Raw genomic sequence first — 11,420 nt, 5'->3', positions numbered from 1 at the left:
CGAACGAGCCGTTGCGGTCTCTCGGTGTCTCCAGCTCAAATTCGCCGGACGCCGTTTTGACGGTCTTTTTGGAGGTGCCGTTCTTGCGGTTGGTCGAGGCGTCATTGGTCAGATGCTCGTCCAACTCCGCGCCCAGTGCCGCTTCGGTGATCTGTTTGATCAGCGGTGTGAGCAGGCCATCCTTGCCATTGAGACTCTGACCGGCCTGAAGTGCCTTGGCAAACGCCTGGATATCGATTTCGTACTTATCAGCCATGATGTGTCGCTCCCTTTTTCAGTCAAGTGTAGGAAACGACACAGAACTCTGAACACTACCTGAAGGCATGAATCGCGCCGCGTAAAGTCTCCAGCGCATCTGATATCAGGATATCGACTACTCGCATAGCAGGCTTGTCGCCTCGTCTAATGGTGAGTAGTCGATATGACCTCTATAGCTCCTTCACCGGAGTGATTGGATAGCCATACATCTGTGCCAGATACCAGAGCAAGGCCAAACCGTAGCCTTGTCGACGATGATCAACGCAGATCTGAATTTTCATCCCTGAAAGAACTACTCGCGAATCCCCCGCATCCGGACGTTACGGCGACGCAGCAGCTCCAGGGTGACCAGCAGCAATACCGAGAACAGGATCAGTAGCGTCGCCACCGCCAGGATGGTCGGGCTGATCTGCTCGCGGATGCCGGACCACATCTGGCGCGGTACCGTGCGCTGCTCGGCGCTGCTGATGAACAGCACCACCACCACCTCGTCGAACGAAGTGCCGAACGAGAACAGCCCGCCGGAGATCACCCCCGGCCGGATCAACGGCATGGTCACCTGGAAGAACGCCCGCGCCGGGCTGGCGCCGAGGTTGGCGGCGGCGCGGGTCAGGCTGTGGTCGAAGCCGGTCAGGGTGGCGGTCACGGTGATCACCACGAACGGGGTGCCGAGCACCGCGTGGGCCAGGATCACGCCGGTGAAGGTCTGCGCCAGGCCGAGGCTGGTATAGAAGAAATACATGCCGGCGGCAGCGATGATCACCGGCACGATCATCGGCGAGATCAGCAGTGCCATCACCGCGTTACGGAACGGCATCTCGCTGCGGGCCAGCCCCAGCGCCGCCAGGGTGCCCAGGGTAGTGGCCAACAGCGTCGAGGCGACCGCGATGATCATGCTGTTCTTCAGCGCCTGCAGCCACTGCGGGTTGGTGAACATATCCTGGTACCAGCGTAGCGAAAACGCGCTGGCGTCCAGGTTCAGCATCCCTTCGGTAAATGAAAAATAGGGCTCGGCGTTGAACGACAGCGGGATGATGATCAGGATCGGCATGATCAGGAAGAACAGCACGCTGTAGCAGAACAGCCGGTAGCAGGCGTGGCCGATCCGCTCGGCCGGGGTGCAGTAGACGGGCAGAGACATAAAGCATTACCCCACTTTCAGGTTGTTGATGCCGACCAGGCGGTTGTACAGGTAGTAGAGCAGCAGCACCGCCGCCAGCAGCAGGCCGCCGAGCGCCGACGCCAGCCCCCAGTTCAGCGAGGTCTGCATATGGTAGGCGATGAAGTTGGAGATCATCTGACCGCTCTGGCCGCCCACCAGCGCCGGGGTGATATAGAAGCCGATCGACAGGATGAAGGTCAGCAGCGCGCCGGCACCGACCCCGGGCAGGGTCTGCGGCATATAGACCCGCACGAAGGCGTAGCCGGGCCGGGCGCCCAATGAGCGGGCCGCGCGCATATAACTGGGCGAGATGCTCTTCATCACGCTGTACAGCGGCAGCACCATGAACGGCAGCAGGATATGGGTCATCGCGATCAGGGTGCCGGCCATGTTGTGCACCATCTGCACCCGCTGGTCTATCAGACCGAGGCCGACCAGCAGGTCGTTGATCACCCCTTCGGTCTGCAGCAGCACGATCCAGGCGCTGGTACGTACCAGCAGCGAGGTCCAGAACGGCAGCAACACCAGGATCATCAGCAGGTTGGAGCGCCGCTCCGGCAGGGTCGCCAGCAGGTGCGCCAGCGGATAGCCGAGCAGCAGGCAGAGCAGCGTAATCAGCAGTGACATGCCGAGGGTCTTGGCAAACAGCGACTGGTAGATCTGCCGGTTTTCAGGCTGGGCGACGATGTCGCCCTGGGCGTCGTAGCGCATATCCAGTGCCGCCAGGTAGTTGCTCAGGGTGTAGCGGCTGCCGAGGTTGTTGATCGCCGCCCAGTATTTCAGCTCGGCCCAGCGCCGGTCGATCTTCAGCAGCGCGGCTTTGGCATCGATCGGCGGGTCAAGCCGGGCCAGCCGACGGCCGCTCTTGGTCATCAGGCTGCGCATGCCGGACTGTTCAGCATTCAGCCGGCTGGCCAGCTTGGCCAGTTGGCGGTTCTGGTGCAGGCTGGCCAGCTCTTCGGCCAGCGCCCGGTAAGCGGCTTCACCGGGTAGCTGGCGACGATCCCAGTCGTCCAGCGCCTCTATGGTGTGCGGTAGGCTGTCGGCCACCAGCGGGTTATAGACACTGCGATGCAGCATCTCGGCCAGCGGGCCGACGAAGGTGATGCCGACGAACAGCAGCAGTGGCAGCACCAGCAGGAATGCCTTGACCCGGTTGCGTCGTTCCGCCCGACGCAGTTGCTGTTTCAGGGTGCCCGTCGGCAGCTCGGCCGGTGCCGCACTGGCTTCCGGCAGCAGCGACGGGGCGGTTGCTTGATATCTCATTGCTCAGCCTCCTGTCGCCGGCTCAGGCCGACATTGCGTCCAGTGCCCGGCAGTCCCGGCTATGCCAGCCGACCCTGACCCGGTCGCCCTCGGCGATCGCCAGCCGCTGGGCGGCATTCGGCACCTTGATGATGAACTGGTCCTGATCCATCAGCTGCACCCGGGTACGCAGGTGATCGCCGTGGTAGATCATCTCCAGCACCCGGGCGTCGAAGCAGTTGTCGCACTGACCCTCGACCGGGTTGAGCTGGACCCGCTCCGGGCGGATCGACAGGGTGGTCTGCTCTCCGGCAGCGGCCACATTGACCGGCAGCGCCTCGACCAGCGCGTTGCCGACCCGCACCTGACAGCGCGAGCCGTCCAACCGGCTGACCTGGCCCGGCAGTTTGTTGTTCTCGCCGATAAACTGTGCCACGAAGGCATTGGCCGGCTGTTCGTAGAGTTCGGTCGGTGTAGCCAGCTGCTGCACCACCCCTTCGTTGAACACCGCGATCCGGTCCGACATGGTCAGCGCCTCGGTCTGGTCGTGGGTAACATACAGCACGGTCACGCCGAGCCGCTCATGCAGGTGTTTGATCTCGTACTGCATCTGCTCGCGCAGTTGCTTATCAAGCGCGCCGAGCGGCTCATCCATCAACACCAGCTTGGGCTCGAACACCAGCGCCCGCGCCAGTGCCACCCGCTGCTGCTGGCCACCGGACAGCTGGCCGGGCCGACGGCCGGCCAGTTGCGGCAGTTCGATCATCTCCAGCGCCCGCTTGACCCGCTGCTCGATCTCGGCGTTCGATAATTTGCGGACCTTCAGTGGAAAGGCCAGGTTTTCGGCGATAGTCATATGGGGGAACAGGGCATAGTTCTGGAACACCATGCCGATATCGCGCTTATGCGGCGCCAGGTGGTTGACCGGCGTGCCGTCGACATAGATCTCACCATGGGTGGCGGTCTCGAAGCCGGCCAGCATCATCAGGCAGGTAGTCTTGCCGGAACCGGACGGCCCCAGCATGGTGACGAACTCACCGGGGGCGATATCCAGGTTGAAGTTCTTCACCACCAGGTTATCGCCGTCGTAGGTTTTCTGAACGTTCTGGAAGCTGACGTAGCTGGTCAGCTGCCGGCCGGGGGCGGGTTCTGCTTTGCTCATTGCTGGGTACCCTTTCTTGTTTTTATCGTAGGGCCCACCGGTCGCCCGGTGGACGGGCGCAATCGATTAAACGTCGTAGCGGCTCAGATCCGGCCGGGTGGCGATGGCGTGCTCGACCAGCGACACCACCTGCTGGCGCTCTTCGCCCTGCAACGTCAGGCGCGGCGCACGGACCTGCTCGGAACCGCGGCCGCAGACCTGCTCGGCCAGCTTGATGCACTGCACCAGGGTGGGGATGGTGTCCAGCCGTAGCAGCGGCAGGAACCAGCGGTAGATCTCCACCGCCTCGGCGAAACGGCCGGCGCGGGCCAGTTTGAACAGGGTTACCGACTCTTTCGGGAAGGCGTTGGTCAGGCCGGAGATCCAGCCGGTGGCGCCCAGCATCAGCGACTCCAATGCGATATCGTCGACCCCGGTAAATACCGTGAAGCGGTCGTCGAAGCGGTTGTACAGCTCGGTGATCCGGCGGGTGTCGGTGGTGGACTCTTTGACCGCTACGATATTCGGGCACTCGGCCAACTGAGCCATCATCTCCAGATCGACGTCGATGCCGTAGGAAACCGGATTGTTGTAGACCATCATCGGCATCGCCGGATTGGCGTTGGCAACGGTCTGGTAGTGGGTCACCACTTCGCGGTCATTGGAGCGATACACCATCCCCGGCAGCACCATGCAGCCGTTGACGCCCAGCTTTTCCACATCAGCCACATACTGCACCGCCGCCTTGGTGGTGCACTCGGCGGTACCGGCGATCAGCGGCACCCGGCCGTCGATCACCTCGGCCGCCGCGGCGATCACCTGACGCTTCTCGTCGGCGCTCAGCGAGCAGTTCTCGCCGACAGTGCCAAGGCAGATGATGCCGTCGACGCCGTCATTGACCTGGTTGTCGATCACCCGCTGGGTCTGTTCCAGATTCAGCGATTCATCGGCATTGAACTGGGTGGTGACTGCCGGATAAACACCTTGCCAATCTACTTTCATGATCCGTTCCTTTCTGTTGGGTTAGCTCTGTCGAGTTCGAGATTAGGGTGGCCGAGGTCGGCCCAAAAGATTGCATACAATATACAATTAGCGATGATTGTATATTTTATACATGCTCGTCAAGCAGGAATTTGAGCGGCGAGTTGGGAGTTGGGAGTTGGGAGTTGGGAGTTGGGAGTTGGGAGTTGGGAGTTGGGAGTTGGGAGTTGGGAGTTGGGAGTTGGGAGTTGGGAGTTGGGAGTTGTTAGCTGTTAGCTGTTAGCTGTTAGCTGTTAGCTGTTAGCTGTTAGCTGTTAGCTGTTAGCTGTGGAGCGTGTCGAACGGATTGAAACAGGGGGCAACTACTGATTGGCTGTCGAGAAATAGTATTGGGAAAGATAACGCGCTGAAGCGCTGCAAGCCGACGGGCCCGCAGCGCCTCGCTAATCAGAAGAAGCGAACGGTGGAGCCCATCCGGTCGGCCAGTTCGCAGAATTCGGACTGCTCCAGCCGAGTCATCGGTTCGTCACCCAGCACTGCCACCCCGCTGCCGGCCAACTGACCGCAGGGTTCGGCGAAGTAGAGCTCGCTGCGCCAGCCGTTGTCGCCCAGGCGCTGTTTCAGCTGCTCGCGGAAGCCCGCTTCGCGACCATCGGTGAATACCGGGTACCAGAGCATCACCTGGGGATCGGGGACGATCTCCAGCCAGTCGAGCAGGTTCAGTACCCGCTCAAAGTCTTCCGGGTCCTTGTAGGGCGGGTCGATCAGCAGCAGGCAATCCGGCCCCATCAGCGGTGCGACACCGGAAAATCCGTCGCCGGTGCGGACATCCGCCTGCGCCAGCCGGGTGCGTAGCTGGTCAGCGGCGGCGTCCTCCAGTTCAAACAGGGTCAGTGCCGATTCACCCAGCACCCGCGCAGCCAGCCAGGGCGAGCCGGGATATTTCTCCAAATGATCGGGGTTAAGCGCCTGCAACGCCTGGAAATAGAGCTCGGCCAGCGGGAACCCGCTCAGCTTCCAGATCAGGTTAACACCCTGATGCCACTCGCCCGCCCCTTCCAATCGGTACATGCCGCTGCCGGCATGGGTTTCCAGGTAGCGCTGCGGCTGAAGGGTTTCCAGCAGATGGCTGAGAATAAGGTGTTTGTGAAAGTCGGCCGGATTACCGGCATGTTTCCCGTGTCGATACTCGCGCAAAGCGCAGTCTCCTTAGCGGCCCTAACTGTCTTTTAGTGTCCTGCAGTCGGGGCCCGGTTGCAACGGCCAAGCGCTACGGCAAGGCGCAAACCAGCGCTGGAAAGCGACGGTTCCGGTCAGACCAATTTGTGAATATCGGGCGAATTCGGCAATAACTGAAAATTCTTATTTGCCACTAAAGTCGAAATGCCGTTCAATCAGAGGCTTCACCCCTGCCAATGACCCAATAACAACAAAAACGATGATAACAACTACAAAAAAAGACGTACCTATACGAGAGGCATGCAATGCATTGGCAACCTGCTTTTGTACGACAACTCCAGCTGGTCACCCTGACCGCGCTGGTCGGGATGGTACTGGCTAGCGGTATCGCACTTTGGGGACTGACTCACCTGGGCGACGCATCCCGGCACCTGGCCGAACTGTCCCGCTACGGGGAAACACTCACCCAGCTGCGGCTGGAACTGATTGACCGGGAAGCCGCCACCCGCCAACTGACACCGGACGCCCTGTCGAACTGGGCCGCACGCAACAATCAGCAACACCTGCAGATGAATCAGCAGTTGGCCGATGTCCAGCTGAGTGACCGCGCCATCCGGCAAACGCTGACACAGATCGAACAGCAGTTCGAGCAGTGGCACCAGAGTCTGCAGCACTGGCAACAGGGCCAGGCCACACTGGGCCTGAACGGCCAGCACGGCGTACGTGGCGAACTGAGCCGGGCGGCCGCCGAACTGGACCGCGCCCTGGGCCTGTTCACCTCGATGGTGGAGGCCTTCCAGAAGGTGCGCAGCGCCGAGTTCCGCTTCATGGAACAGCCCAGTGGCGACAACAAGGCCGCTATCCAGCAAGCGTTCGACAATCTGAAAGGACTGATCCGCGAGCTGGAGTTCGAGGAGCACTTCGCCGAGCCGATGAACGCTTATGAGGGCGCACTCAACAAACTGATCGTGACACTGGAGCAGGCCAACCAGCACGAACAGGCACTGACAGCACAGCGCAGCCAGTTGGAACAGCATATCAACGAGAGTTACCGGCACCTGCAGGAGATCCTGCTGGTCGAGGCCCGTCAAAAGGCCGCCCATGCAGAAGAGTGGTCCCAGCTGATGCTGCTGATCGCCAATGCCGGCTCGGTGGTACTGGTGCTGGCGCTGATCCTGTGGATCGGCCTGAGCACTCGCAAGCGGCTGCGCACGCTGGCCGATTTCCTGGCCCAGGTAGCCAATGGCAACCTGAACGGCAGTCTGGCGGTGAATAGCAAGCGTAACGACGAGTTCGACCAGCTCGGCGAGGCGGCCAACGGCATGAGCAAGCAGCTCAACAGCCTGGTCGGCGAGGTCAGCGCACTGAACGGCCAGCTGCGTCAAATGGCCGGCGAGCTGAGCCATCACAGCGGCGAGATCGCCGGCGCCAACCAGGCGGTCTCCAGCCAGTCCAGCAGCATGGCGACCGCCACCGAGGAGATCAGCGCCACCGCCGAGCAGATGCACGTCACCGCCCAGGAGTTGCAGCAGACCTCGGAAGCGGCGCTGAAGCAAGCCCAGGATGGCGGCCGCGATATCAGCACCGCGCTGTCGTCGCTGAGCCGGACGGCCGAGGTGGTGGAGAAAGCCGCCAACACCATCGACAGCCTCAATCGGGAGTCCGAGCGAATCGACCTGGTGCTGGATATGATCAATGAACTGGCCGGCCAGACCAACCTGCTGGCGTTGAACGCCGCGATCGAGGCGGCCCGTGCCGGCGAGGCCGGGCGTGGCTTTGCGGTGGTGGCCGACGAGGTCAGAGAGCTGGCAGACAAGACCGTCAAGGCGACCTCACAGATCGACCAGATCGTCGGCACCATCCAGCAGGAGTCCAAGGAAGCCTGCCAGATCATGCAACTGGCGCTGGAACAGACCCAGCAGGTACATCGCCAGGGCGAACATGCGGTGCAGGCCGTGGTGGCGATCGAGCAGGGCGCCGGCAGCGCCTGCGAAGCCTCACGGCAGATCACCCAGGCGATCGGCCAAGTGGCGGAGACCACTCGCGAAATGGCCCAGCGGATGGACCAGATCGCCGGCTCCGTGCAGAACAACAGCCTGGCGGTCGATGAGATCGTCACCGCCAGCGAGCAGGTCCACCAGCGTGCCAATGCGCTGGAGCAACTGACCGCCCGCTTCCAGCTGTAAGCCGATTCACCGGTTAGCCGCCTCTCCTGCGTGCGCGTCACTGCAGGAGAGGCTCCGGCCGGCCAGGTTCAGTGCGATCCAACACTCCTCCCCCCAGTCGACGCGGGCGCCAAGCCCCGGCCTGACAGATAAAAAATCAGAAAAAGCCAAAAAGCATATCGGCATAGGGGCGGTCAGCACTGCTGACCGTTCCCCTGCCACATCACCCGGCATGCGGGTCCGCACCGGGCGGTTCGAGAAGTTGAGGTCAGGAGAGACGCGGCACGTCCAGCCGATCGAAGTAGGCCATCGTCAGCACATGATGGACGGCCGAGAGACTGTTGTGCCACCAGCGACGGCTCAACGCCGCCACCGATCGCGCCACCCACGGGGAAGCCCCAAGAGGGAGGACTTGCACCTCCAGGAGTGCGCCCGTGCCGGGCGCACAAAAAAAGCGACCCGAAGGTCGCTTCTCGGCACCGGGCTCAGCACCCCGCCCGCCCGGGCTCGATAAATAGCCTGATGGCCACACTCTTCAGAAGGGGAACAGTTGACTCAACGGCTGGTGCGTTGATTACGGCCATGGAACACATAGCCGATCAGGTTCATCAGCACCTGCGCCGCCAGGATGCTGGTCGAACCGGTCGAATCGTAGTCCGGCGCCACCTCGCAAAGGTCAATACCGACCACTTCACCCTGGTTGGCCACCCCCTGCAGCACTTCCATCACCTCATAGTAGGTGAAGCCGCCATGACTCGGGGTACCGGTACCCGGCGCGATCGACGGATCGAAGCCGTCAATATCGATGGTGATGTAGTAATTCACCCCTTTTGGGATCAGGTCCAACACGCCCTGCGGGCCCAGCCGACGAACATCGCGCACCGACAATACGGTGGAACCGGCATCCTCGGCCGCCTGGTGGTCGTTGCGGTTCGACGAGGAGACATTGCGGATGCCCAGCTGGGTCATACCGGTGACAAACTCTTTCTCGGAGGCGCGGCGGATCGGGTTACCGTGGCCATAGCGCACGCCATGACGCTCATCGACGAAGTCCAGGTGGGCATCGATCTGGATGATATGGATCGGACCGCGCCCTTCGAACGCCCGGATGATCGGCGCGTTGACCGAGTGATCGCCACCGACCACCACCGGCAGAGCACCGGCCTCGAGAATCTTGCGTACGCCATACTCGATGTTGGCGTGGCTCTTCTCGGTATTGGTGTGCACCATGTCGGCGTCGCCGATATCGACGATATCGACCCCTTCCAGGTACATCACGTCGTCTTCATGGTCGTAGGCGCCGCTGTGGCCGAACGAGAACAGGGTGGACGCTTCGCGCACCGCGCGCGGTCCCATGCGAGCCCCGGAACGCCACTGGGTGCCACAGTCGAACGGCGCCCCCATGAAGGCAACGTCCGCCTTGATGTTGTCCCAGTCCTCGCAGGTCCGACTCTTGGCAAACGTGCAGAATCCAACGAACGGCAGATTCAGACGACCTTTTTCATATCTGTTTTCACTCATGGCTTCATCACCCTTTTTTGTTATCGCCGAAAAATGAACCAGTTCATTTTTCGATAATTGTCGGTAGAATCTGGGTTATTAAGGACGTACGGGAACACTACCGGCTGGTACATTGTATGAGACGCCGCCAAAACCCATGACAATAAGTTTCCGCACGAAAACAAATCATGTCAATTAGATTTTTAACTCATGACAATTCTTGAAGATGTGATCCGCGAGCAGCTAACCAGCAGCCGGTCACCGCGTTATCAGGCTATCGCCGAGGCGATCTGCAAAGCGATCGACCAGGGGATCCTGCACGCCAGTGAAAAGCTGCCGACCCATCGGGCGCTGGCCGAAGCGATCGGGGTCAGTATCCAGACGGTGAGCTATGCCTACGCCTTCGCCGAACAGGAAGGTTACGTAGTGGGCAAGGTGGGCAGTGGCACCTATGTCAGCCATCAACGCGCCCAGCAGGAGGTCGACTTCCTGAAGAACGGCGCACCGAAGAGCAATGAGTTCGTCGACCTGTCGATTGTCTACGCCACCGCCGGCGAAGCGCAGGAGAGCGCCTTCGCCGATGCCCTGCGCGATATCGCCAGCCAGCCGGAGGGACGCGAACTGATCAATGCCATCAAGCCGTTCGCCGGGCTGATGCGGCACCGTGAAGCCGCCGCCCGCTGGCTGGCCAAGCTCGGCCTGGACGTACCGGCCGAACAGGTCTGCATCACCAACGGCGCCACCCACGCGCTGCTGACGGCGATGGCCAGCCTGGTGCATCCGGGCGACAACGTGGCCTGTGCCGAGCTGGTCGACCACGGCCTGATCTCGCTGGCTCGAACGCTGAACTTCCGGCTGGAGGGAGTTGCCCTGGATGAACAGGGAATCATTCCCGAGGCGCTGGCCACCCTGTGCGAACAGAAGCAGATCGCGGCAATCTGCGTCACGCCGACGCTGAACAACCCGACCGGCCAGAGCATGTCGCTGGCTCGCCGGCAGGCAATCGCCGAGATCGCCCGTCGGTTCGACATCCCGCTGGTAGAGGACGATGTCTTTGCCACGATCCAGCCGCAGCCGCTGCCGCCGATCAGCAGCCTGGTGCCGGAGCTGGGCTACTACATCACCAGTTTTACCAAGGTCATCGCCGCCGGGTTGCGCATCGGCTACCTGGTTCCCCCACACAACCAGGTCGCACCGGTGACCGGCCGGCTGCGTGCCAGTAGCTGGATGGCTTCGCCGATCAGCGCCGGCATCGCCAGCCACTGGATCGACAGCGGCAAGGTCGATGCCCTGGCCGAATGGCAGCGCGGCGAACTGCGCAGCCGCTACCAGTTGGCCTGCGATATCCTGAAGCTACCGGCCGATGAGACCATCAAGTCCTTTATCCTGCTACCGTTGCCGGAACCCTGGCGGGTCGACGATTTCGTCAACCAGGCGCGCCAGCAGAAGGTGCTGCTGACCCCGGCCGAGCCGTTCGTGGTCGGCCACCAGCCGGCCCCCCATTTCGTCCGTCTCAGCCTGACGGCAGCCGCCAGCCGCGACGAGCTGACACGCGGCCTGCAGGTGGTCGCCCAGCTGCTGAAACAGACGCCGCCGCCGATCTCGATGGAATACCTGGTCTGAGCCCGGCTCCGTAGCAACAGACATAAAAAACCCGGCCTCGGCCTAATGCCGATCAGTTAAGCTCTTTAACTTGCTGATCAGGCAAGAGAAAATCCGGAATCCATGTTAAGGGTTCCGGATTTTTTTATGCATTTTAGTCAGGCAGTGGATGCCATCTCTCGCGTTT

The 11,420-nt window shown here is 61.6% G+C and carries 9 protein-coding genes; 2 read left to right on the top strand and 7 right to left on the bottom strand.

The features are described 5' to 3' along the window. The 6 genes from K6T12_RS20825 to rlmJ form a co-directional block, all read right to left on the bottom strand. Nucleotides 1-256: transposase (locus tag K6T12_RS20825; protein WP_222224898.1), on the bottom strand; the 256-nt coding region annotated here is incomplete at its 3' end. A 294-nt stretch (nt 257-550) separates the two neighbouring features. Beyond that, nucleotides 551-1,399 (bottom strand): ABC transporter permease, encoded by an 849-nt coding sequence (locus K6T12_RS20820; RefSeq protein WP_222224897.1) that lies wholly within the window; start codon nt 1,397-1,399, stop codon nt 551-553. A 6-nt stretch (nt 1,400-1,405) separates the two neighbouring features. Continuing rightward, nucleotides 1,406-2,686 (bottom strand): ABC transporter permease, encoded by a 1,281-nt coding sequence (locus tag K6T12_RS20815; protein WP_222224896.1) that lies wholly within the window; start codon nt 2,684-2,686, stop codon nt 1,406-1,408. 22 nt (nt 2,687-2,708) lie between these two features. Then, the gene (locus tag K6T12_RS20810) at nt 2,709-3,827 is read right to left on the bottom strand and encodes an ABC transporter ATP-binding protein (RefSeq protein WP_222224895.1); all 1,119 of its coding nucleotides are present in this window, start codon (nt 3,825-3,827) and stop codon (nt 2,709-2,711) included. A gap of 66 nt (nt 3,828-3,893) precedes the next feature. After that, nucleotides 3,894-4,808, bottom strand: a complete 915-nt coding sequence (locus K6T12_RS20805) for a dihydrodipicolinate synthase family protein (RefSeq protein WP_222224894.1) — start codon at nt 4,806-4,808, stop codon at nt 3,894-3,896. A 426-nt stretch (nt 4,809-5,234) separates the two neighbouring features. Then, on the bottom strand, nt 5,235-5,984 hold the full coding sequence (gene rlmJ, locus K6T12_RS20800) for a 23S rRNA (adenine(2030)-N(6))-methyltransferase RlmJ (protein ID WP_222224893.1): 750 nt from the start codon (nt 5,982-5,984) through the stop codon (nt 5,235-5,237). 287 nt (nt 5,985-6,271) lie between these two features. On the opposite strand from rlmJ, the gene K6T12_RS20795 reads away from it, so the two are divergent. After that, nucleotides 6,272-8,152 (top strand): methyl-accepting chemotaxis protein, encoded by a 1,881-nt coding sequence (locus K6T12_RS20795; RefSeq protein WP_222224892.1) that lies wholly within the window; start codon nt 6,272-6,274, stop codon nt 8,150-8,152. Between the two features lie 534 nt (nt 8,153-8,686). Here the strand turns inward: K6T12_RS20795 and speB are convergent. Then, nucleotides 8,687-9,652: an agmatinase gene (gene speB / locus K6T12_RS20790; RefSeq protein ID WP_222224891.1), complete on the bottom strand. Its 966-nt coding sequence runs from the start codon at nt 9,650-9,652 to the stop codon at nt 8,687-8,689. Between the two features lie 189 nt (nt 9,653-9,841). Here speB and ehuR point away from each other — a divergent pair, with 189 nt between their 5' ends. Continuing rightward, on the top strand, nt 9,842-11,254 hold the full coding sequence (gene ehuR, locus K6T12_RS20785; RefSeq protein ID WP_222224890.1) for a MocR-like ectoine utilization transcription factor EhuR: 1,413 nt from the start codon (nt 9,842-9,844) through the stop codon (nt 11,252-11,254). The last annotated feature ends 166 nt before the right edge of the window (nt 11,255-11,420 follow it).

The sequence above is a fragment of the Marinobacterium arenosum genome, assembly GCF_019795155.1.
In the GTDB taxonomy this organism is placed as follows: Bacteria; Pseudomonadota; Gammaproteobacteria; order Pseudomonadales; family Balneatricaceae; genus Marinobacterium_C; species Marinobacterium_C arenosum.
The sequence above is the reverse complement of the archived record's forward strand: the minus strand, read 5'-3'. Positions and strand labels throughout refer to the sequence as shown.